Origin of the sequence: Haloarcula marismortui ATCC 43049 (genome assembly GCF_000011085.1) — an archaeon.
GTDB lineage: Archaea > Halobacteriota > Halobacteria > Halobacteriales > Haloarculaceae > Haloarcula > Haloarcula marismortui.
In genome coordinates this window covers 851552-874532 of the sequence record NC_006396.1, presented here as the reverse complement: position 1 = coordinate 874532, position 22981 = coordinate 851552, and the positions used below count along the sequence as shown (strand labels likewise).

The 22981-nt window shown below is 61.6% G+C and carries 23 protein-coding genes; 17 read left to right on the top strand and 6 right to left on the bottom strand.

Translation table 11 applies throughout. The features are described from left to right. Positions 1 to 22 precede the first annotated feature (22 nt). The 3 genes from RR_RS08430 to RR_RS08420 all read left to right on the top strand — a co-directional run bounded on the left by RR_RS08430 (position 23) and on the right by RR_RS08420 (position 2065). On the top strand, positions 23 to 613 hold the full coding sequence (locus RR_RS08430) for a hypothetical protein (RefSeq protein ID WP_011223366.1): 591 nt from the start codon (positions 23 to 25) through the stop codon (positions 611 to 613). Between the two features lie 75 nt (positions 614 to 688). Beyond that, positions 689 to 1582 (top strand): bifunctional methylenetetrahydrofolate dehydrogenase/methenyltetrahydrofolate cyclohydrolase, encoded by an 894-nt coding sequence (locus RR_RS08425; RefSeq protein ID WP_011223365.1) that lies wholly within the window; start codon positions 689 to 691, stop codon positions 1580 to 1582. Further along, the gene (locus RR_RS08420; protein ID WP_011223364.1) at positions 1583 to 2065 is read left to right on the top strand and encodes an NUDIX hydrolase; all 483 of its coding nucleotides are present in this window, start codon (positions 1583 to 1585) and stop codon (positions 2063 to 2065) included. It abuts the gene before it with no gap. A 3-nt stretch (positions 2066 to 2068) separates the two neighbouring features. Here RR_RS08420 and RR_RS08415 read toward each other — a convergent pair whose 3' ends face one another. After that, positions 2069 to 2788 (bottom strand): DUF7117 family protein, encoded by a 720-nt coding sequence (locus RR_RS08415; protein ID WP_011223363.1) that lies wholly within the window; start codon positions 2786 to 2788, stop codon positions 2069 to 2071. A gap of 59 nt (positions 2789 to 2847) precedes the next feature. On the opposite strand from RR_RS08415, the gene RR_RS22360 reads away from it, so the two are divergent. Together RR_RS22360 and RR_RS08410 are read left to right on the top strand one after the other, a co-directional pair. After that, positions 2848 to 2994 carry a hypothetical protein gene (locus RR_RS22360; RefSeq protein WP_004961170.1) on the top strand — a complete coding sequence of 49 codons (147 nt, stop codon included), beginning with the start codon at positions 2848 to 2850 and terminating at the stop codon, positions 2992 to 2994. 722 nt (positions 2995 to 3716) lie between these two features. After that, a complete protein-coding gene (locus RR_RS08410) occupies positions 3717 to 3992 on the top strand; it encodes a PadR family transcriptional regulator (RefSeq protein ID WP_004518082.1) in 276 nt (91 codons plus the stop codon). A 159-nt stretch (positions 3993 to 4151) separates the two neighbouring features. On the opposite strand, the gene RR_RS08405 is transcribed toward RR_RS08410, so the two are convergent. Then, positions 4152 to 6209, bottom strand: coding sequence for a histidine kinase N-terminal 7TM domain-containing protein (locus RR_RS08405; RefSeq protein WP_079890977.1), 2058 nt, complete (start codon positions 6207 to 6209; stop codon positions 4152 to 4154). Between the two features lie 450 nt (positions 6210 to 6659). Here RR_RS08405 and RR_RS08400 point away from each other — a divergent pair, with 450 nt between their 5' ends. Next, entirely contained in the window at positions 6660 to 7943 is a 1284-nt protein-coding gene (locus tag RR_RS08400) for an MgtC/SapB family protein (RefSeq protein WP_011223361.1), read from the top strand. Here RR_RS08400 and RR_RS08395 read toward each other — a convergent pair. Then, positions 7940 to 8266: a hypothetical protein gene (locus tag RR_RS08395; protein WP_004961175.1), complete on the bottom strand. Its 327-nt coding sequence runs from the start codon at positions 8264 to 8266 to the stop codon at positions 7940 to 7942. The genes RR_RS08400 and RR_RS08395 overlap by 4 nt on opposite strands. 157 nt (positions 8267 to 8423) lie before the next feature. Between RR_RS08395 and RR_RS08390 the strand changes: the two genes are divergently transcribed. The 3 genes from RR_RS08390 to RR_RS08380 all read left to right on the top strand — a co-directional run bounded on the left by RR_RS08390 (position 8424) and on the right by RR_RS08380 (position 12386). Continuing rightward, positions 8424 to 10271, top strand: a complete 1848-nt coding sequence (locus RR_RS08390) for a sensor histidine kinase (protein ID WP_049938843.1) — start codon at positions 8424 to 8426, stop codon at positions 10269 to 10271. Positions 10272 to 10395: 124 nt separating this feature from the next. After that, complete coding sequence (locus tag RR_RS08385) at positions 10396 to 11331, top strand: A/G-specific adenine glycosylase (protein WP_011223359.1); 936 nt, start codon at positions 10396 to 10398, stop codon at positions 11329 to 11331. 47 nt (positions 11332 to 11378) lie between these two features. Continuing rightward, complete coding sequence (locus RR_RS08380) at positions 11379 to 12386, top strand: sodium:calcium antiporter (protein WP_011223358.1); 1008 nt, start codon at positions 11379 to 11381, stop codon at positions 12384 to 12386. 73 nt (positions 12387 to 12459) lie between these two features. Here RR_RS08380 and RR_RS08375 read toward each other — a convergent pair whose 3' ends face one another. Next, complete coding sequence (locus RR_RS08375; protein WP_004961183.1) at positions 12460 to 12999, bottom strand: GNAT family N-acetyltransferase; 540 nt, start codon at positions 12997 to 12999, stop codon at positions 12460 to 12462. A gap of 248 nt (positions 13000 to 13247) precedes the next feature. On the opposite strand from RR_RS08375, the gene glmS reads away from it, so the two are divergent. The 7 genes from glmS to RR_RS08345 all read left to right on the top strand — a co-directional run bounded on the left by glmS (position 13248) and on the right by RR_RS08345 (position 18529). Beyond that, the gene (glmS, locus tag RR_RS08370) at positions 13248 to 13694 is read left to right on the top strand and encodes a methylaspartate mutase subunit S (RefSeq protein ID WP_004961186.1); all 447 of its coding nucleotides are present in this window, start codon (positions 13248 to 13250) and stop codon (positions 13692 to 13694) included. 137 nt (positions 13695 to 13831) lie between these two features. Beyond that, positions 13832 to 13993 carry a hypothetical protein gene (locus RR_RS22355; protein WP_004961188.1) on the top strand — a complete coding sequence of 54 codons (162 nt, stop codon included), beginning with the start codon at positions 13832 to 13834 and terminating at the stop codon, positions 13991 to 13993. Positions 13994 to 14101: 108 nt separating this feature from the next. Next, complete coding sequence (locus RR_RS08365) at positions 14102 to 14680, top strand: NADPH-dependent FMN reductase (RefSeq protein ID WP_004961190.1); 579 nt, start codon at positions 14102 to 14104, stop codon at positions 14678 to 14680. Between the two features lie 152 nt (positions 14681 to 14832). Next, on the top strand, positions 14833 to 15465 hold the full coding sequence (locus RR_RS08360; protein ID WP_007190316.1) for a YIP1 family protein: 633 nt from the start codon (positions 14833 to 14835) through the stop codon (positions 15463 to 15465). Positions 15466 to 15491: 26 nt separating this feature from the next. Further along, positions 15492 to 15755, top strand: coding sequence for a hypothetical protein (locus RR_RS08355; protein ID WP_004961193.1), 264 nt, complete (start codon positions 15492 to 15494; stop codon positions 15753 to 15755). Between the two features lie 64 nt (positions 15756 to 15819). Continuing rightward, complete coding sequence (locus tag RR_RS08350; RefSeq protein WP_011223355.1) at positions 15820 to 18000, top strand: DHH family phosphoesterase; 2181 nt, start codon at positions 15820 to 15822, stop codon at positions 17998 to 18000. Positions 18001 to 18040: 40 nt separating this feature from the next. After that, positions 18041 to 18529, top strand: a complete 489-nt coding sequence (locus RR_RS08345) for a cupin domain-containing protein (protein WP_011223354.1) — start codon at positions 18041 to 18043, stop codon at positions 18527 to 18529. 4 nt (positions 18530 to 18533) lie between these two features. On the opposite strand, the gene RR_RS08340 is transcribed toward RR_RS08345, so the two are convergent. Both RR_RS08340 and RR_RS22955 read right to left on the bottom strand, forming a co-directional pair. Further along, positions 18534 to 20426 carry a methyl-accepting chemotaxis protein gene (locus tag RR_RS08340; protein ID WP_011223353.1) on the bottom strand — a complete coding sequence of 631 codons (1893 nt, stop codon included), beginning with the start codon at positions 20424 to 20426 and terminating at the stop codon, positions 18534 to 18536. Between the two features lie 366 nt (positions 20427 to 20792). After that, positions 20793 to 20927 (bottom strand): hypothetical protein, encoded by a 135-nt coding sequence (locus tag RR_RS22955; RefSeq protein ID WP_011223352.1) that lies wholly within the window; start codon positions 20925 to 20927, stop codon positions 20793 to 20795. A 107-nt stretch (positions 20928 to 21034) separates the two neighbouring features. Between RR_RS22955 and RR_RS08335 the strand changes: the two genes are divergently transcribed. After that, on the top strand, positions 21035 to 22690 hold the full coding sequence (locus tag RR_RS08335) for a tRNA uridine(34) 5-carboxymethylaminomethyl modification radical SAM/GNAT enzyme Elp3 (protein WP_011223351.1): 1656 nt from the start codon (positions 21035 to 21037) through the stop codon (positions 22688 to 22690). The last annotated feature ends 291 nt before the right edge of the window (positions 22691 to 22981 follow it).

Below are 22981 nucleotides of genomic sequence, written 5' to 3'. Positions count from 1 at the left end.
ATTTCCAGCCGACACGTCCGGTATGCTCCGCACAACTCGGCGCCGGCTACTCTCTGCACTGGGCGCGTCCCTGTCGATACTTGCCGGCTGTACACAGTTTGATGTCGAGTCCGGGGCGGAAACCGGACAGAGCGATGGCAGCGGGAGCGAGGCGACTGCGGCGGCCACGGTGTCAGAAACGGACACTGCTACTGTGACAACTGAGCGGGCCACTCCCGGCCAGACGACCGATGGCGAGGAACTCGACCTGCGGGAGGCCAACGTCGTCGGCGTTGAGGTCAGTGACGAGGACGGCGGCGACTACCGCTTCGACGTCACACTCTATCATGACGACGACGGCGAGGACGGCTACGCGAACTGGTGGCAGGTCGAAACCGTGACGGGCGACAGACTCGGCCGCCGGGACCTCTTGCACGCTCACTCGACGGCCCCGTTCACCCGGTCGGCGACGATTACGATTCCCAGTGACGTGGGCTGTGTCGTGGTCCGGGGGCACGACCAGACCCACGAGTACGGTGGGCAGGCGATGACGGTGGCTGTCCCGAGCGGCGCGACGCGGGCTATCCAGCAGGGAGCCGAGCGCAAGTCGGTTGCCGAGTCGGACTGTCCCTGAGTGGGAGCGTGCTAGCCTGTCGCGGCTGACTGAAATCCGGGACGTTCATACCGCCCCGCGCCGCCGTTGTACCTAATGACAGAGATTATCGACGGCAACGCCGTCGCACAGTCGATTCGGGACGACCTTGTTGCGTCCATCGACCGCCTCGCCGATGCCGGCCACCGCCCGTCGCTGGCGACGGTGCTGATGTCCGAGGACCCGGCCAGCGAGACGTACGTCTCGATGAAACAGGACGACTGCGAGGAGGTCGGTATCGAGGCCATCGACATCGACATTGACTCCGACGCGGACGCCGCCGAACTGTACGACACCATCGAGGACCTCAACGCCGACGAGGATGTCAACGGTATTCTGGTCCAGATGCCGGTCCCCGACCACGTCGAGGACAGGTCGGTCCTGCGCGCCATCGACCCGATGAAAGACGTCGACGGCTTCCATCCGGAAAACGTCGGTCGGCTCGTAGCCGGTGACGCACGCTACAAGCCCTGTACGCCACACGGTATCCAGAAGCTCATCGAGAGCGCGGGCGTTGACACCGAAGGCAAAGACGCCGTCGTCGTCGGCCGCTCGGACATCGTCGGCAAGCCGATGGCGAACCTGCTCATCCAGAAGGCACCCGGTGGTAATGCGACGACGACGGTGTGTCACTCCCGCACCGAGAACCTCGCCGAACGGACGCGCAACGCCGACATCCTCGTCGCTGCGGCCGGCGTCCCGGAGATGATCGACGGCAAGATGATACAGGAGGGCGCGACGGTCATCGACGTGGGTATCAACCGCGTCGACGCAGACACGGAGAAGGGGTACGAACTCGTCGGTGACGTGGAGTACGAGAGCGCAAAGGAGGTCGCTGGCGCAATCACGCCGGTCCCCGGCGGCGTCGGTCCGATGACTCGCGCGATGTTGCTGTACAACACGGTCAAAGCGACGGGCCTGCAACACGATATCGACGTCGACCTCCCCTGAATGCCGACGCTTGCGGATTTTGCGGACCGCGACGTGCACACCCGCCGAGTAACCAGAGAGACTGACACGGCGGGCGTAGACGGCGTCCGCGCCCGTGCTGACCGCGGCCTTCGCTGGGCGGTCGGCGCGCTCGTCACCGACCCGGCGGACCGCCTGCTGTTCGTCTACGAGGACGACATCTGGAAGCTCCCGGGCGGCGGCGTCGAAACCGGCGAGACGCGTCAGGAGGCAGTGTGCCGCGAGGTCCGCGAGGAGACCGGTGTGCGTATCGCTGTCGACGAACTGGCTGCCGTCACCGAGGTCACAGTAACCGACGGCGACCGCAAGGCGACGTTCTTCTTCGGGACCTATCGCGGGACGGCAGATGCAACGGCGCTCGCGTCGGACCCCGGCCTCGACGGCGAATCGATAGAGACCGTCACGTGGCGGGACTCGGTTCCCGAAAACTGTCTGGACGAGTCGCTTGTACGGCGACTCCGGTGACGGTTACACCGTGTCGTCCTCGATTCCGGTGAGCCAGTTTTCAGCTCTGACGAAGGCGCTCTCGTCGCCGGTGATGTACGACCCCAGGTCCCGCGCTGCATGGACGAGGCGGTTCGCGTCCGCGGGGTCGACATCGCCGTCCAGCGCCTCGACCCGCTTTCGATGGTCGCGAATCCGACCGGAGAGCTGTCGTGCGGTCGGTTCCGAATTGGCGTCCAGATACGTCCGCACGTCGCGCTGATAGCTGTCGACAGCGGCCGACATCGCCAGCCCGTACGGCACGCGAAGGGCCGACGGGACCTCGTCGACGGCCGGACGGTCGCCGTCATCAGCCCCGCCGAGCAGTTCATAAAAGTACCGCTCTGCCGGGTCGCCGCTGCGTAACTCCCGGGCGAGGTGTGCGCCGACGTGCTGGAGTTCGACCGCGGCGACGAACGTCGGGTCGAGCGGGCGGAGCTCGCCCGCGTCGATGAACCCTCGCTTGCGCGTGTACTCCCGGCAGCGCTCCGCTGCCGCGTCGGCGACTTCTCGGGTCGTATCCGCATCGATTCGGCTCCGCACCGGCGTCAGGTCGAGCGTGGCCGGTGCGTCGGTGTGTTCGGTGTGCTCGTCGATGCCGACACTGTGGATGCTGCCACAGTCCGGACAGGCAATGCTTCCCGTCTCGTAGTACCGCCACCGCGTGCCACAGTCCTGACACTCGCGCTCCCCGCGGACTTTCATACCTGATGCTGAGAGGGCAGCCCTCAAGATTGTTCCGTGAGGGCTGTCTACACCAACGTATGCGCTCGGAAGACGAGATCCGTGAGCAGTACGAGTTCCTTGCTGAACAGTTAGACGACGAGGAGATGGACCACGAGCGGGTCCGAATGATGTTTACCCACTACAAGCGGGCACTTGGATGGGTACTTGAGGAAGAACACATCTAGGTTAGTTACAGCTTACATTCGATTCTAATTCGATAACTAACATCTGCTGGACGGGGCCGGTACTTTTAAGTTATTCTGCCCCATTCGACCAAGTGACGCTTCGCTTGGAGGGCCGAAGCGTCAGCGGGGACCAATTCAGGGCGGCAAGCGGTCGCGTTTTTCGCGACCGCTTTCCACTTACTTCGCTGCAAACAACCTGACACGAGTGATTTCTGTACGTCCAGAAAGTGACTACTGGACGATGTGATGGACTTGCTGAACAGGTCTGCCTCTGTCGCGCTCCCAAGCCATTCCAGTTTGACCTCATTAGTGAGTTTCCCATTGCCGCCCTTGGACCACCGCGCTCTACTTTCAATTCAGACGCGACCTGTACTGTCGGCGTGAACGTGGCCTTCTCCCCTCCACGTTGAGCGTGGTCGCAACCCGGTCTTCCAGAGAGTCAGCTATCGCTCTGCGTTCTGCCGCGATGACGGTGGGGCCAACTACAGCCTTGCTTTCACACAGGACCGTTCTATCATCTCTCTCCTGGGCTGACAAATAATACTGTTGCCATCAGTTTCCGGAGAATGATGATATACTGACTGTATTTACCGTATGGACAAAACGATGACTGAGGGCCTAAATACAGAAAATTCGATACCCGAAACTACTGAAACCACCTCAAGTTCTCTGGGCCGATATATTTAACAGTATAGATACTAAATCATTACATAGGAGAATCGATGCACGATTTGACAGGATTCCAGCGTGACCTTCTCTACGTGATCGCTGGCAGGGAGGAACCCCACGGCTTAGCTATCAAGGAGGAACTCGAAGCGTACTACGAGAAGGAGATCCATCACGGTCGCCTGTATCCGAACCTCGACACGCTTGTCGACAAGGGGCTGGTCGAAAAGGGCCAGCGCGACCGCCGGACTAACTTCTATACGCTCACGCGTCGCGGGCGTCGTGAGATAGACGCCCGCCGCGAGTGGGAAGACCAGTACGTCGACCTCTGAGGATGTTGCACCGCGGCTTGTGCTGAGGCCGTCGTATCGTCGGCAGTGATAAGTCCGTCTTCGGTGACGGGAGCGGATAACGCTACGATGACGACATTCGTCGCTGGAGACATACAACACCTTGTACGCCTGTAGCCCAGTCGACGGAGTCGTTCAGCGTCATGTGGTGCCAGGTTGGTTCACCATCGGTGACTCGTGGCACTCGACCACGAACCTGGCTCCGCCGCTCTCGGCCTCAGTGACCGAGATTTCCCAGCCATGGGCCTGCACGATGTCTTTAACGATAGCGAGGCCGAACCCTGTCCCCTCCGTGTTCGTCGTATATCCCTGTTCGAACACGGCGTCGCGCTCCTGGTTGGGGATGCCCGTGCCGGTGTCTTCAACATAGAAGCCGACGCCGTCGGGTAAGGACCCGACTTCGACAGTCAGGTCGGTCGACTCGTTATGTTCGACGCTGTTCCGGAACAGGTTCTCGAACAGATTCCGGAGCCGATTACGGTCACCGTCGAGTTGGAGCGTCGTTTTGACGACGAGGGTCGCCCCGCCAGTCTCGACGCTCTGCCAGGCATCGTAGGCAATCATCTCGAGATCAACCTCGTCTGTTTCAGTGACCGTTTCACCTGAGCGAGCCAGCGTGGGCGAGTCGTCGATAATCGATTCCATACGCTCGAGTTGCTCTTGAATCGCGTTGATCGACGCGTCGTGGCTAGCATCGACATCGCGCTCAAGCAGACTGAGACGTCCGCTTGCGACGTTCAGCGGGTTCCGGAGGTCGTGCGCAACGATGCTCGCAAACTGGTCGAGCCGTTCGTTCTGCCGTTCCAGTTTCCGCTTTCGCTGTAGTTGCTCGGTCACGTCCCGGGAGTTGAGGACGATGCCCTCGACGAACGGGTCGGCAAGCAGATTTGTCGCGCGCGCTTCGATGAAACGCCAGCCACCCGCTGCGTCGCGGAACCGCACGACGTACGTGCCAGAGTAGCCGTAATCGTCGACGTACTTGGCCAAATCCTCAGCAACATCCCGTCTATCATCGGGATGGATGTATTCAATGACGTTCTCGCCGACCAGCTCGGTCGGCTCGTATCCGAGTATCTTCTCGACTGGCTGGCTGACGTACGTGAACTCCCCGACCTCGTCCAGTATAGTTACCATGTCCGAAGACCGCTCGATGAGTCGCTGAAACCGCTCTTCCGCGATACGACGCTCAGTCACGTCACGGTAAATGAGCAGTTCTCCGATCACTGAGCCAGTTTGGTCGGTGAGCGTCGAACAGTTGATATCGAAGTACCGGGGCCCGCTGTTGGACTCGATGACAACATCGGCGTCGGCACTGTCGTCGCCGTCTGGTAGCGAGTCGTAGGACGGCATGACCTCCGTCGCAGACCGGCCCAGCGCCGTCCCTTCATTGTCGAGGAGGGCTGCGCCAGTCTCGTTTACGTCGACAAGCCGCTCGTCTTTATCGACGACGAAGACGGGGTCGGCCATTTCTTCGACGAGCGTGTGCCTCGCGACGGGCATCAGGTCAAGGAGGTCAAAGCGAAAGAGCGCGATCGCGAAGACAATCCCGGTAAAAGTGAATGCGAACGCCGTCTGGTCTGCGGATCCCATCGGACCGCTGCCGAAGACGAACACCACGCTCGCAATCAGCGGAATAATGCCGCCAAGCAACATCAACGTCGCCTGTGTTCGGTACCGACCGCTCCGCCTGAGTCCGAAGAGCGCGACGATGACGTACGTCGTCCCTATCAGACTATACTGGTACAGGAGATTGAGCCAGAAGATGGGGCCGTTCTCGCGCTCTGGATTCGCGAGCGGCGGTCCCTGCACGAACCCGTCGAGGGTCCACATCAGGTCGTGTGACTGTGCGGTCACGACAAACCCCAAAATGACGACCGGCGGAGCGAGCAGTAGCGCCCAGCGTCGGCGAGTGAGAACCGATTCCCGGCCGCTGTATGTCAGCCCGAACCAGAACTGCGTTGGCCCGAGTCCGAGCAACCCGAGGTATTTGACAAGGAGACCGGCCCGGTACGTCGACATAGACGTGCTTGCTGCCAGTATGCCGTTACCGAGCGAATAAACCGCTACGCAGACCATTATCGCGGCGAGCGGGACCGCTCCGCGGACTCCCCTCCGGCGGATCGCAATGCCAGCAATTCCCAGATTTATACCGAAAGCGATGAGGAGAATCCACGTCGGTATGCCTGGCGCTAATCCCACACAAAGGAGTTGATTTAGGGCTTGTTTATAACTTCCTTCTATTATCAATGTTGAATAAGTATGTCTGTGAGTACATACATTATGCCTGAATATACCGTCTTATCCATGGATAACGGAAGACAGTAGACAGCAATCAGGTAGTCGATGTTTGATTGAGTGATACTCGTGGGAATACAAATACCGGAAACTGAGGGCGGAGGTGTGTCTGTGCTAAGAGCGATGATGTAATATTTCACGCATACAGCCTCGATTATCGGCAGAATACACTGTCTGTTTCATGCCAGTATGTAGCTCTCAAGCCAGAGACAACTTCCGAGAGATGTAATAGGCTGTCATAGCGGAGAGAGGAGTGAATCAGTCGCCGCATCTCGGACATTTCAGACTAGACATCAGGTAAACGGGTGCGGAACGAATGTATGACATCACCAACTGTTAACTCACAACTCACGTATGGGCGCTATGTCGACCCTCCTGCAACTATCCCCGGAGCCGATTCAGGCGACCGTGTTTCGAATCCTGCTTGCGGGGGCGCTCGGGATGTTTCTGGGCCTCGAGCGGGAGTGGTCACAGAAGTCAGCCGGTGTGCGGACGTTTGCACTGATTAGCCTGCTCGCTGCGGTGTTCACGCTGGTCGAGAACCAGGCGCTGCTCGTCGTCGGCGGCGTGCTGGTCATCGTGCAAGGGATCTTGCTCGCAGTGCAGGGACTCCTTGACGATGGGGAAGAAGAGGGGCTCTCACTCACTACCTCTGTATCGATGCTCGTTGCATACGGCATCGGGGCGCTGGTCGCACAGGGGTTCATCCTCGAAGGCGTTTCAGTCGCGGTTTTCTCGTCGCTCCTGCTGGTGCTCAAGCGGGAACTCCATTCCTTGGCGTGGGGGCTCTCCCGCGAGGAACTGCGGTCGGCGACGGAGTTCGCCATCATCGCCTTTGTGATCTACCCCTTGCTCCCGTCAGAACCGGTCGAGATACCCGGCGGACTGGTTGACGTGGCCGTGGAACTGCGCGTCATCTGGCTGATGGTAGTGTTCGTCGCCGGCATCGGCATCGTCAACTACGGCATCGTCCAGACGTACGGCGGCCGTGGTATCGCCGTCACCGGCTTTTTCGGCGGCCTTGCGTCGTCGACGGCGGTAGTCGGGACGATGCTCGACCACGTTCGACAGCGGCCGGACGCCACCTCGTACGCCGTGGCTGCGATTCTACTGGCCGACGCAGCGATGGCGCTCCGGAACCTCCTCATTACCGTGTTTTTCACTATCCAGCGGGGCGTTCTGGTCGAAGCGATCATTCCGCTGGGGGCCGTCATTGTCGGCAGTGTCGTTGTTGCCGCATACACCGCTGATTGGTCTGAGACGGTCGATATGGGGCTTGAAAGTCCGTTTTCGCTTCGGAATGCACTTGCCTTTGGCGGGGTATTCCTGCTGGTCGTGGTCGCTGGCGGGTTCGCGGAGACGCAGTTCGGGACGGCGGGCCTCTACATCACGTCGGCGCTCAGTGGCCTCGTTTCCAGTGCCGGGGCGACGACTTCCGCTGTGTTGCTGTACCGCGGCGGCGCTATCGACGGGCCGACGGCGATGGTCGCCATTCTGACCGCAACTGCCGCCAGCATCATGGTCAAAGCAGCGTTGACTGCCTCGGGGCCGAACCGCGCCTTCGCCACGCGTGTCGCGTTCTGGAGTTCAGTGGTCCTTGGCGTCGCCACGGTACTGGCGCTGGGGCTCTTGATTTAAAACTGGTAGCGCCGGTCGTCCTTGTCCTGTTGCTGGGGGAAGTCGTTCCCGGTCATCTGGTCGAAGGTCATCCCCGAGAGGTACTCGTCGTACGTGCAGTCGTAGCTCGACCGGAGGTGGAAATCCAGCGTCCCGCGGTCGACGGTCGACTGAAACAGCATGTGGACCGCGCGCCTGACGAGTTCGTCCGGGTCGTCCGGGTCGAGTGCGACTGACAGCATCGCGAGTTCGTTGCGCGTCTCGCGGTCGATCGAGAGTGCGAACTCGTCGTCGAAGTCGCCGTACGCCGCTTCGATATCCTCCTGTAGATCCTCAAGGCTCATACGAAAGAGGACGATGAGCGCGAGGAAACCACTTACGACTCGTCTGGGACCGTACCCCGAAACGCAGGTGTCGACGATTATAACATATGATAAATTATATCATGGACTAAACATAACGACGGGTAGCGGTCAACTACCGAAGGATTCAGATCAGATAATGACAGGTGGTGGGGACGAGACAGCAGCGTCCAGTCAACCCGATGGGCTGCTAGAGCGGCTTCACGCAGTCGTCCTGAACAGGAGCTACACGGCGAAGTTCGCTGTCGCCCTGGCAGTAATCGTCATCGTACTCGCAGCCGTCGGTTTCGGCAGCTATCTGCAGATACAGGAACGGATCGTCAGCGACGCGGCGACGGACCTCGAAACGTCGGCCACGCATCACGCCGACAGTATCGAGCAGTGGCGGACGACCACCGAGACGGAGACGATTGCTATCGCAGCTGCAGGCGTGTACGACACTGGGACGTCCACAGACATCAGACAGTACCTCACCACGGCAGAGTCGTCACAGGTTCGTTCGCTCCACTACGTCTCCACCGTCAACGGCTCCCAGATGGTTGTCGCCAGCACTGAGACGAGCACAGAAGGCCGGTCACCGTGGGCGGTCGAACCCGTCTGGGAGTCCCCTGTACTGGCGGCGATGAACGACACCACTGGTACTGAGACAGTCGTGCGATCGACAACATACGCGGACGGTGACGGCTATTCGATAGCGTTCGTGACTCCCGTCCCCGATAGCGATGGGGCACTAGTTCTGGTTGCCCGGGTCCCAGCCGCACAGTTTCACGATGGGCGCAACGGGTTCAAAACGCAACTGCTCACCGGGGACGGGGGCCCGCTTATCGGCGGTCAGGGCGATTCCACGCCCATCAGTCAGGACGGCCGCCGAGCCGCGACAGCGGGCCAAACGACGACCATCGAAACTGGGGACCGCGTCGCAACGTACACACCCGTCAACGGCACGTCGTGGGTGGTTGTGACGAGCGCTGAGCGCGAGTCGCTGTACGGAACAAGCCGGCTCGTCCGCTGGGGATTCCTCGCTGTCATCGGGACGGCAGCCATCTCGCTGGGCGTCGCAGGGTACCTCTTCGGACAGCACACGGTTCGGCCTCTGAGACAGCTCCGTCACCGGACGCAGGCGATGGAACAGGGTGACCTCGGTGTTGACATCTCGACAGCCCGGCAGGACGAGGTCGGGCGGCTGTACGACGCCTTCGGAAATATGCGGGACACGCTCCGGAGACAGATACAGCAGGCGCAGGCAGCCCGGAAGGAAGCTGAGCGTTCGAGCCACGAACTCGAGCGCCAGAACGAGCGGCTGGACGAATTCGCATCGACGCTGAGTCACGACCTCCGAAACCCGCTCACGGTCGCCCGGGGGCACGTCGAACTGCTTGCGACGCGGCTGTCGGACCCGGGGACGGATTCGGCTGATCTCCAGTCCCACATCGAGAAACTCGAGGCCGCACACGACCGTATCGAGTCGATAATCGACGACGTGTTGACGCTGACGAGAAAGGGCGCAAGCGTCGAGGAGACGGCCCCGGTGCCGCTGGAGGCCGTCATCACCGATGCGTGGGACAACATCGACAACAAAAGCGCCAGCATCGAAGTCGCGGGCAGTCGAACCATCGACGCCGACCGGACGCGACTCTTGCGAGCCCTCGAAAACCTGTTTCGCAACGCCATCGACCACGTCGGCCCGGAAGTGACCGTCACGGTCGGGCTGACGGACCACGGGTTCTACGTTGCCGATGATGGGCCGGGGATTCCGACCGACGCGGTCGACAACATCTTCGAGTACGGCCACACGACGAGCGAGGACGGAACTGGGCTCGGCCTCTCTATCGTCAAGACCATCGCGGAAGCCCACGGTTGGCGGCTGTACGTCGATACGACCTACCCCGACGGCGCGATGTTCGTGTTCGCGGACGTGTTCAGCGAGGACGAACCGGACTGGTACGGAACCGAGTTCGAGTGGGGACGATCCGAAGCCAGCGACTGAGACTATCGGCTGTCGCTATTGCACGCTGCTTTCGATTCTGGGGCGGCATTTTTCCAGACGGACAGCCGATGGGACGCGCGACAACGACCGCCACGCACAAATCAGGACAGGGCTAAGCGAGGGTATGACCGACCAGTCGACAGCGACGGACCGCCCGGAAGGCGTGCCCGCGGACCCGTCGGCTGTCCAGAACGCGCTCGTGGAGTGGTACGAGGCGGACCACCGCTCGTACCCGTGGCGAGAGACGACAGACCCGTACGAGATTCTCGTTTCCGAGGTGATGAGCCAACAGACCCAACTGGACAGGGTCGTCGACGCCTGGGAGGATTTTCTGGACCGCTGGCCGACCGCAGCGGCACTGGCCGAGGCCGACCGGTCGGACGTGGTGGGCTTCTGGACCAGTCACTCGCTGGGATACAACAACCGGGCGAAGTATCTCCACGAAGCAGCCGGTCAAGTGGTCGATGACTACGACGGCGAGTGGCCCCGCGACCCGGACGGCCTCAGCGACCTGATGGGGGTCGGTCCCTACACCGCCAACGCTGTCGCCTCCTTCGCGTTCAACAACGGGAACGCCGTCGTCGACACGAACGTCAAGCGCGTCCTGTACCGTGCCTTCGACGTGCCTGACGACGATTCGGCGTTTGAAACGGCTGCGGGCACGCTCATGCCAGCAGGGCAGTCGCGGGTCTGGAACAACGCTATCATGGAATTGGGTGGTGTCGCCTGCGAGAAAACGCCGGATTGTGACGGCGCACAGTGCCCCTGGCGCGAGTGGTGTTCGGCATACGAGACGGGCGATTTCACCGCACCGGATGTCCCGACCCAACCCGAGTTCGAGGGGAGCCGTCGACAGATGCGTGGCCGCGTCATCTCGGCGCTCAAGGAGTATGACGACCTGCGACTGGACAAACTCGGTCCGCGTGTGCGCGTCGACTACGCACCTGAGGGGGAGTACGGCCGGGAGTGGCTCCGCGGCCTGCTGGACGACCTTGCGGACGACGGCTTGGTCGATGTCGAGGTCGGCGATGGCGAGACGGTCGCGCGTCTCCAGCGCTGACCGCGAGTGGCATACACACTTGAACCCATGCGGTCAATACGTCCACAATGGCTGGCTTGCCGGGTTCGGTCGCTCTTATCATCGTCGCAACCGCTGTCATCTGGAAGGGGAGTGCCTACTTCGAGCGGGCCGCGGAACGGCTGAGCAAGTACTACGGATTACCAGTGGCGGTCCACGGCGCAATCGTCGTCGCCGTCGGGTCAAGCTTTCCTGAGATTAGTTCAGTCGTTATCAGCACCGTCATCCACGATGAATTCTCGCTAGGCGTCGGTGCTATCGTCGGGAGCGCGATATTCAATCTGCTCGTGATTCCGGCCCTCGCAGCGCTTTCGAGCGAGGAGCTTCGGTCCACGCGTGACATCGTCCACAAAGACGCCCAGTTCTACATCATCAGCGTCCTCATCCTCTTTATCGTGTTCGCGCTCGGGGCGACGTACGTCCCGGGCGGCACCAACCGGGCGGCTATCCTGACCCCGACGCTCGTCGCCGTTCCGCTCATGGCCTACGGTATCTACGTCTTCTTGCACCAGCAGGACGCCAGTGAGCACGTCGCAGACGAAACCCACAGCGTCCGTCCGGGACGGGAGTGGGGAATGCTGGGGGTCGGACTCGTCATCATCACGGTCGGCGTCGAGGGGATGGTTCAGGGTGCGCTCTCTCTCGGTGTCATCTTCGATACGCCGACGTTTCTCTGGGGGCTGACAGTTATCGCCGCCGGCACGAGCCTTCCCGATGCCTTCGTCAGCGTTCGCGCGGCGAAAGACGACGACAGCGTCACGAGCCTGACGAACGTCCTGGGAAGCAATACGTTCAATCTGCTAGTGGCGATTCCAGTCGGTGTTCTTCTCGCGGGCCGGGCGACCATCGATTTCCTCGTGGCGATCCCGACGATGGGCTTTCTCGGGGCTGCAACGCTGGTGTTCATCGTGTTTATCCGGACCGATCTCGAACTCACCGACCGCGAAGCGTACACCCTGCTTGGGCTGTACGTGGTGTTCGTCTGCTGGATGGCCCTCGAATCGGTCGGGCTTATTGAGACGGTCAGCGGTATTTGAGGCGGGTCCACAGTGCCGTCACTGGTGAGCCAGCATCCGCCCTCGATGCCCTCGGGAAACTGCCCTGTTGGGCTTACTCATCGCCTTCTCCGGGCGATAGTTCGCGGGAATACACAGCCTCGTCGTAGGGATCGCCACCGATAGTCAGTGTGCGAACATTAGTCCGCTCGAAGCCGAGATTCTCGAAGAACTCCCGGCTCCGGTCGTTCGAGGCCAGGTCGAGCGCCCGGAACTGCTCGACGCCGTGCTCCAGAAAGATGTCTTCGAGCCGGTCGTACAGTGCCGTCCCGACACCCTCACCGTGGTGCTCCGGATGGACGTACAGCCGCAGCATCGTTCCCATCGTATGCATAGTGATACCCTGAGTGAAGCCGATAATTTCGCCGTCTTGTTCGGCGACCAGCAGTGTCGCCTCGATATCGTCGAGGTCGTTGGCGGGGACGCCGCCGGCCCAGCCGTGGAGCGCGCTACCCAGTGGGTCGGCGTACCAGTCGGATATCGTCTCGTCGATGACCTCGGAGTCCAGCGAGTCGTAGGCGTCGTGCCACGCTGCCCGTGCGACCCGGCGGATGCCGTCGGCGTCGGCGTCGAAGGCTCGGCGGATAGCCGTCATCTGTGCCTCGACGCCGGACAGAGTGATTGTTCCGAGCCGGCTTTACACCGGGTAGACTGACGCGATAGACGGCGCAGTCCCGGCGGCTCGGCCGGATGCTGAATCGTGTCGCGTACCATAGATGCTGTGTCTATCGGTTCGTTTGGGCTATCATGGCTAATATCCTCTCCTTGGTGTGTGAACCGCTCTCACTATCTATAATGGTTTATCATTAGGTTTATGTAGGTGACACCCATTGATGCTCTTGTATGAGGACAGTCATCCTCGGTGTCATCGGCTCCGACGCGCACGTCGTTGGGATTACCATTCTGGAACGAGCGTTCGAAGCGGCAGGGTTCAACGTAGTCAACCTCGGTGTCCAGTCGTCCCAGTCGGAGTTCATCGACGCCGCGGATGAACACGACGCCGAAGCGATACTCGTTTCGTCGCTGTACGGCCACGCCGAGCAGGACTGCCAGGGATTCCAGCAACAAATTAACGAGGCAGGACTCGACGTGACGACGTACATCGGCGGCAACCTCGCCGTCGGGCAGGACTCCTTCGAGGAGACGCGGGAGACGTTCAAAGCGCTCGGCTTCGACCGGGTCTTCAATTCGGAGACCGACCCGGAGGAAGCCATCGAGGCACTGAAAGCCGACCTCGGCCACCGCTCCCGTGAGGAGGCCTCGTCCGAGAAGGTCCAGCTCGGCTCCTGAACCACGGACGCCTTTTTTAGCCGCTCACGCCAGCAAACCATACGTAATCCGGAACACTCTCAGCTACTGCTGCCGGTCGATCGCGCACAGCCCGGGATGCTTTACGACCAGAGTGAGTATGGTATACAATGTCGCATATGACTGCTGAGCTGAGTGACGGTACCGAAATCAAGAATATTCACGACGTGGTCGAAGGGTCGAACGGTGTCCACCTGAAGAAGGAGGTCGGCGGTGGCGGGCTCGAACGGGTCGCGTACATCCCGTATCCGAACCTCCTCTACGTGTACCACGACAACTGAACGTCGGCCAGAGCGACCTTCGTAATCATGGTAATCCGGCAGCAGAACCGAGACTAGCGACGCACCTAGTCCCCCACCAATATATCGGCCCCACTGCATAGGTCTGCCATGTCCGAACCACGCGTCGTCGGCGTCGTCGGCAGTCTCAGGGAGCAGAGTTACACCAGAGTCGGCATCGAGCGCGCACTCGCTGCCGCCGAAGAGACGGGAGCGACGACGGAACTGCTCGACCTCCAGGAGTTCGATCTGCCGGTGTTCGACGCCGACCACCGCGAGGCCGGTGACGCCGTCGCGTTCGCTGACAGCATCCACGCGGCTGATTCAGTTTTGCTGGGGACGCCGGTGTATCACGGGTCCTATTCCGGCGTGTTGAAGAACGCACTCGACTACTGCGGGTTCGACGAGTTCGAACACAAGACCGTGGGGTTACTGGCGGTCGCTGGCGGGGGCTTTCCCATCACCGCACTCGAACACCTGCGCTCGGTCTGTCGGGCGCTGAACTGCTGGGTCATCCCACATCAGGCTGCAGTTCCGAACGCGCGCAACCATATCGCCGATGGCCAGATAGTTGACGCCGACATCGAGGAACGCGTGGTGACCCTCGGCGAGGAAGCGGTCCAGTACGCGAACATCGAGCCGGACCCGGCGTGTTTCGAGAGTGCGGAGAACGTCGGAGCGGATGATTAGCCGTGAGGACCACTCTGCGTGTCCGAACTGTGAGCGGCCGGTTCGAAGGAGCGGACGATTAGCCGCGAGGACCGCCGTGGGTGTCCGAGCCGTGAGCGGCCGCTGACCGAGAGAAGGAAACGGTCAAACCGACCCACGTCTTATTGACGGTCGTGACTCAGTGGGTCGAGAATCCGACCGGTGGCCGGGACCGGGGGCCAACCGCGCTGGTTCGCGCGTGGGTCGAGATACTACGGCGTCCGCGGCGCTTTTTCCGCACCGGCGTCGCGCCGGGCGACCAGGCTCCGGGGCTGGTGTTTGCGGCGACGGTTGTCCTCTTCGAGGAGGTGAGCCGCTATGCCGTCGTCAATCTGGCCGAGCGGGGGCTACTTTCGACAGGGCCGTTCGATTACCCCGCTATCGGCGGGTTCTCGCCCGGCGTTGCGGTACTGGCGCTGTTTGCTATCCTCGTGTTCGTCACGCCGGCAACGGTACATCTGACGGCGGCGTTGCAGACGCTGCTGTTGCTCCCCGTCGCGTCGGACCGCGGCGGCGTCAGTGAGACTGTGCAGGTGATGTGCTACGCGATGGCCCCCTGTCTGCTGGCGGGTCTGCCGAGCGCAGAGGTCCGGGTGCTCGTCACCGCCTGGGGCGCAGGGCTGTACCTGATCGGGACCGCTGTCGTCCACAACGTCAGGCTCCCGGTGGCTGCAATCGTCGGGGCCATCCCCGCCGCGATTATTTTCGGCTACGGCTTCCGTGGCTTCCAGGCCCTCTCGGTGCTGGCCGCTAACTACGGGTTTTAGGGTCCGGCGGCGTGCGTTTCCGCACGATGCTCAGTATTGATATCGACCAGTTCATGCTGGAACTCAAGGATGGAGCGTTCAAGAGCGTCGGCCCCTCAAACAAGGAAGCGACGATCAAGATGTACGACGTGGACGGCGTCGACGTTCGCGAATACGGCGACAAGCGCGTGAAAATTGCCTTCGAAGACGAACAGGGAAGCGAAATCGAGGTCGCCCTGTTCCCGGAACAGGCGAAAGCCGTCGCTTCAGGGCTAGAGCTACTCGAAGAGGAAAGCGAGATGTTCGAATAGAGATCCCGTTTGGCTCGTCCGGAATTCGACAACCGTTTTAGGCCCGACATGCTTGCACCGTGTAATGGGTTCGTGTATCATCTGCGGCAAATCTGTCGAAGGACGCATCTGTGACCTCCACGAGGAGGACGCCCTGTTCGAGTTCCGTGGCTCGCGTGCCGACCAGCTATCGGTCGACCGCTACTACCGCGGCAGTGTTGACGGCTTCGCCGAGTTCGGCGTGTTCGTCGACATCGGCGACAGCGTAACGGGGCTGCTCCACCGGAGCGAACTGGACCAGCGGCTCGATTCCCTCGACTGGGACTCGGGCGACACCGTCTACGTCCAGGTCAAGAACGTACGGGACAACGGCAACGTCGACCTCGGCTGGTCGATCCGCCAGTCCGAACGCGAGTTCCGCGGCGTCCTCGTAGACGACCCGGAAATCGGCCATTCCGTCCTGCTTGAGAACGAAGACGACGAGGTGGACGAGGAAGCAGCGCCTGAATCGACAGCCGACGAGTCAACAAGCCAGAGTGACGACGAGTCGAGTGCGGACGACGACTCCGGCGCAAGCCAGCCTGACTCCGAGAGTTCCACAAGCGCTGGTGCTGTCAGCCGAGCCAGCGACGACGACCGCGTCGAGGGCACTGCGTCCGTTGGCGGCAACGACAGTGGGTCGAACACCGCCGTCATGACCGAGTCTGACGAGGAAGCCGACGCAGAGAGCGAGGCAAGCCAGTCAGACGAGACGACCGATGAACCGGTCGCCGCGGCTATCGGCGACCTTGACGACCACGTCGGTGCGGACGTTCGGCTGGAAGGCGAAGTCGTCGGCATCCGACAGACCTCCGGGCCGACAGTGTTCGAACTGCAGGACGAGACCGGCACTGTCGATTGCGCGGCCTTCGTCGAAGCGGGTGTCCGCGCTTACCCCGAAGTCGAAGAAGACGACTACATTCGACTGTCGGGCGACGTCCGTGAGCGACGTGGCGAACTGCAGGTCGAGACCGAGGACCTCGACGTGCTCGAAGCAGAAGAGCGCGAAGAAGTCGAACAGCGGCTCGCCGACGCGCTCGATGATGAGGCCCGACCCGACACGGCCGACCCGCTCGCCGAAGACACGGCGGTCGCGGCCCTCTCCGATGAACTGGTCGAGGCGGCGACCCAGATCCGGAAAGCAGTGCTGACCGACCGACCGGTCATCGTCCGCCACGCTAACACTGCCGACGGCTACCTCGCCGGCAGCGCGCTCGAACGGGCGGCGCTCCCGCTCGTCACCGAGCAGCACCGCCGCGCCGACGCGAAGTATCACTACTTCGACCGGCGACCTATCGAGGGCGGCGTCTACGACATGGACGACGCAACGAAGGACACGACGACGATGCTCGACAACCGAGAGCGCCACGAGGAGAAGCTCCCGCTGTTCGTCTTCGTCGCCGCCGGCGGCACGCGCGAGAGCCTCGACGGCTTCGACCTGCTGAACGTCTACGGCGCGCCGAGCGTCGTCATCGACGACATCGACGTTGACGGCGCAGTCGTCGACACAGTCGACGCCGTCGTCTCGCCCTCGGCTGACGCCGTTTCCGAGACCACCTCGACGGCGCTCGCGGCCAACGTCGCCGCACACGTCAACGAGGACGTTCGCGACGACCTGCAACACCTCCCGGCCGTGAGCTTCTGGGAGGATATCCCCGAGCCGTACATCGACGCCGCCAGCGGGGCCGGCTACGACGAGACTGCGGTGTCGGAACTCCGCGAAGCTGTCGCCCTCGAAGCCCACTACCAGTCCTACGAGGACAAGCGCGAACTCATCACCGACCTCGTGTTCGGCGACGACGAGGAAGACGTGGGCGGCCTGGCCGGCCACATCGCCGAGCAGTTCCGCGAGAAGGTTGACGAAGAGGTGTCCACCGCTCGAGCCAACCTTGACCACCGGACTGTTGACGGCGTTGACATCGCCGTGCTCGACACGGACGCGTTCACTCACCAGTACGAGTTCCCGCCGGAGTCGCTCCTGCTCGACGAACTCCACCGGGATGTCCGCGACGAGAGTGACGCCGTGCTCGGCATCTCAACGGACACGATGTACGTCCGTGCCAACGGTGATCTGGACCTGCACGAGCTAGTCAACGAGGTCAGCGAGCGAGTTCCCGAAGGCGGCGTCGCGACACGGAGCGTCCGCGAGGGGACCATCCGCTATCTGGCTGGCGAGCGCCCGGCTGTCCTCGACGCCACGCTCGACGTGCTGGCCGACGAACTGTAACGCAACAGACTTTTTCTCCCTGCCGGCAGTCTGACCGGGCATGAGCAACGGCCCCGTCAACGAAGCCGACCTCGACTGGACCGACCACGAACACGGCGACCGGACGTTCAAGCGCAAGCAGATCGGTGACGCCGCCGGGGGTGAGCAACTCGGTGCGAGCCTCTACGCCGTCCCGCCGGGCAAGCGGCTCTGGGTGCGCCACTACCACGAGGGCAACGAGGAAGCAATATTCGTCCGTGGCGGAACGGGAACGCTCCGGCTCGGCCCCGAGGCCGACGAACACGCGCTGGAACCGGGCGATTACGTGGCGCTCCCGGCTGGCGAAGAGAGCGCGCATGAAATCGAAGCCGGTGAGTCTGAACTCCGGCTGCTGATGGTCTCGACGATGGAGGAGCCGGACATCACTGTCTACCCCGACCGGGAGATGGTCGGACTGTACGCCGGGTCGCCTCCGGGCGGCGAGAAAGCAGACCGGACGCTGTCGACGTATCTCGACAGGAACGCCGAAAAAGAGTACTGGGAGGAGTGAGTCGCTAGCGGCTACCGACCTCGAACTCCGACAGCATCGTCTGGAGCCGCTCCGATTGGTCGGCGAGTGATTCGATGCTGGCACTGACTTGTGACATGGACGCGGCCTGCTCCTCTGCCGTCGCCGACGCGGTTTCGGTTTCCGCAGCGGTCGCCTCACTGATGTCCACGGCTTCCTCGACCATCGCCACCGTTTCCTCGGTCGTGGCGGCCTGGTCATCGGTCGTGTCGCTGATCTCCTGAATACCGTTGTCGGTCGCCTCGGCGTTTTCAGCCACTTGCGTGAACGTGTCGACGACAGCTTCCACGGCTTCGGTACTCTCTTGCATGTCCTCCTTGGCTCCCCGTGCCTCCGTGACCGTGGTTTCGGTCTGCGCCTGGGTCTCCGCGATGAGCTGTTCGATTTCGCTTGCCGAGGTTTGCGTCTCCTCAGCTAGCTGTTTGACCTCGTCCGCAACGACGGCGAACCCGTCGCCGCCAGATCCGTTCCCGGCCCGGGCTGCCTCGATGTTGGCGTTCAGGGCCAGCATGTTCGTCTGTTCGGCGATGTCGCCGATGAGTTCGACGATGTCACCGATCTCGGCCATCTTCTCGTCCAATCGCTCCACGTTTTCAACGGTCGAGTCGATCGCCGTCTGGACCTCACGGGAGCCCGCTATCGCTTCCTGTGCCGTCTCCTGGCCCGCGTCTGCAATCTCAGCCGTCTCGCGGGACCGCTCCGCGACGGTTTCGGCGGACGCGGCGACTTCTTCGACGGTCGCCGACAGATCGGTCATCTCGTCGGAGACGGTTTCGAGCATCTCCCGTTGTTCGTCCGCCCCGCTGGCGATGCCCTGAATCGACTCGCTCATGTCCTCGCTGGCTCCGGTCGCCTCGTTCGCACCGGCCGTGACCTGGTCGCTCGTCGTTGCAACCTCTTCCGAAAACGTCTGTATCTCCTCCATCGCCGACTCCGTCTCCGTCATCATCTTGTTGAACGATTCTGCGATCTGTGCCATCGCTTCGTTGTCGGCCACATCGGGGTCGACGCGAACCGTCAGGTCACCGTCAGCGGCAGCCGCCATCGCCTCGCTGAATCTGCTGGCTGTCTCTTGGAGTTCCGTGTTTTGCTGCTCGGCGGCCTGCATTTTTGCCTCCGCCTTCTCGCGGGCTTCCTTTGCCTCTGCGCGTTTCCGCTCTATCTCCTCTTGTTTGGCCTGAAGGTCGTCAATCTCCGAGGCGCGTTGTTCGGCTTGTTCGAAACGCTCCTGTGACTTCTCGCGTGATCGCTCGGTTGACACCCAGTTGTTCACGAGGGCGACACACAGCATCAGGACGAACCCACCGTGGATGAGCCCCCACGCCCATGGGTTATTAATTGCTGCCGCGTGGTTATAGACGCGACTCGGGTCGATGGTCCCAAAGTACCCGTGGGTGAGAACCACATACGCCAATCCCCACAAGAATGGGACCCAGTCTTCGTACACAGCAACCATTGCCATCCCGACAAAGAAATGAAAATGAGCTTCGATATAGCCGCCGGATAATTGAACGAGGGCCAGTGACGACACAAACACCGCCGTGACTGAGAGGATTGTCCTGACACGCCGCCTGAAGCGAGCGATGAGGCTCCCAGCTGACAGGGCGAACACAACCCCACAGAGTAACAGTACCCGTGGCAGCGCGGTAGCAGGGATTTGCGCTTCAGCTATCGGAGTTGACCCGGTGTAGATGCCAAGCCCGAACAGAAACGGGATATGTAGCAACGTCACAACTACCACACTCCGGTGTCGGTTACGCCACTGTTTATCAGGGATTGTAGACCCGTCCGGGATATAGGATACGAAGCTTTCTAGCCGCTCGACTGGGCCTGGATTGCGATCTGTTTGCTGCCCAATGTCTCCCGTTGGCTGTGCCATATGCACACATGGTATGGATACCGCAAATTAACCTTTTCGCGCAGATTATCATTTCCTGAACTGCGGTATTGCCATGGACTCCATGCACTGAAAGAACTTTGCGCCGCTCCTGTAACCGACACTGGCTCCCGTTTATGCTTGCAGGCGGACGCAGTATGATGGATTGCTCGCAACCAGTGGATTGGAAATAGTGGTTGGAGCCCAGCGTTGCTGTATTACCCGTCACTCACACGCTGCGTTCAAACACAGAATACTCATCCGGCAGTATCAACTGACATACCGAGGCCAGGTACCTGCAGTCACGATCTGACAGTCTATGTGCTGTTTCCAGTTGCGCACTGTCTACCAACCGCGACTCCGGCCGTGCTACTTATTAGCCCCTGAAACAGACTTAGCCGCCTTCTTTGCGCCGTAGTATGCCCACTCAGCGCTGTAACAGAACACGCAGCCGCGGAAGGTCGGCCGGTCGAGGCTCTTGGTGTCGTCCGTTTCACCGCTCATACTTCGATATGGGGTGACAAGATAATGAACCCCACGGCTATCCCCGTCGCTGACGATACCCGAGCGACACGCTTATTCGGCCGAGACGCCGATTTCGCACAACGCCGATGAGCACGGAGACGCCGGACCCAGACGAGACAGAGACCTTCCAGCAGGTGTGTGCGGAGCTGGTCGACCGGATTCTCGCAGGTGAGGTCGAGCGCGACGACGTCGAATCAGCCAAGATCGATGTCTGCCGCGAGTACTCCGCGCCGAAAGTGCCGAAAAACTCCGAACTGCTCGATTACGCGCCACAGGAGCACCGCGAGGTGCTGGAGGAGGTTCTCCAGCGCAAGCCGGTTCGGACCGCCTCGGGTGTGTCCCCCATCGCTATCATGACCTCGCCAGAGCGGTGCCCCCATGGGAAGTGCCTGTACTGTCCCGGCGGCCCCGACTCGGAGTTCTCCTCCGCCCAGTCCTACACCGGTCACGAACCCGCGGCCGCACGCGGCGAACAGAACGACTACGACCCGTACGGGCAGGTCACCCTCCGGCTCAACCAACTTCGGGAGATCGGCCATCCCGTGGATAAGGCCGAACTCATCGTGATGGGCGGGACGATGACAGCCCGGAGCCACGACTATCAGGAGTGGTTCGTCAAGCGAGCCCTCGAAGCGATGAATGACTTCGATGTGGACGGAGAGCCGACGCCCGCAGAGGACGTGAGCTTCGCCGAAGACGACTACGAGTTCCGCTATCTGGAGGACGTTATCGCTGAGAACGAGACCGCCGATGTCCGCAACGTCGCCACGACGTTCGAGACGAAGCCCGACTGGTGTGACCCCGAGCAGATCGACCGGATGCTCGACCTTGGCGCCACGAAAGTTGAGGTGGGCGTCCAGACCACCTTCGAGCGCATCAACCGCGAGATGCACCGCGGTCACGGCGTCCAGGCCTCCATCGACGCCAACCGCCGCCTGCGCGACTCAGGGTTCAAAGTTGGCTTCCACATGATGCCGGGCCAGCCCGGGATGTCAAAGGAGATGTGTCTGGAGGACTTCCGACGTATCTTCGAGCAGACCGACTGGCGGCCGGACTACCTCAAAATATACCCGACGCTGATCGTCGAAGGAACCGTCACCTATGACTGGTGGCGCAAAGACGAGTTCGACCCGCTGGACAACGACGAGGCCGCCGAGTTAGTCGCCGAAATCAAGGATATGATTCCCCGCTACACCCGACTTCAGCGCGTCCAGCGGGACATCCCGGCTGACTTCATCGAAGGCGGGGTCTGGAAGTCGAACCTCCGGCAACTCGCCTGGAAGCGGATGGAAGAACACGACTGGACGTGTGACTGTATCCGCTGTCGGGAGGCCGGACACAGCGATGACGTCGCCGAGAACATCGAACTCGACGTGATGACCTACGAGGCCTGTGGCGGCATGGAACACTTCATCTCCTTCGAGGACTTCGAGAACGATGTCCTCGTCGGCTTCTGTCGGCTTCGGTTCCCCAACGACCCGGTGCGCCGGGAGCTACAGGACGCCGCAATCGTCCGCGAACTCCACGTCTACGGCAACGCCGTCGGCGTCGGGCAGGAAGGTGACGATGAGGACCACCAGCACAAAGGCTACGGAAAGAAACTGCTGGAGAAAGCGGAGGTACTGGCCCGGGACGCCGGCTTCCCGAAACTGGCCGTCATTTCCGGCATCGGTGTCCGGCAGTACTACCGGGAGAAACTGGGGTACAAGCAGGACGGCCCGTACGTGAGCAAGCGTCTCTGATAGCGTTCCGACCTGACTTTCCCATCGCTACCGTGTAACCGTACGGCTTGTGAGTGGCCCATAGCTACAGAACTGCGATGTTGTGTGTCCGCTCAGCGTGCGGTGCCGCCACCGCGCCACGGGTGCTGGGCGACGATTGAAAGGACAGACGTCATTTGAGGTACTATATGTATACCGACGTGACAGCCGTATTGCCGGAGTGGTGTGACTAGCCCATTACCTGTAATGTCTGGCTGCATCCCTTATTAGACTAGAACTGGCAGTAGCGGACGGCGGGCGCGATAATAGGAC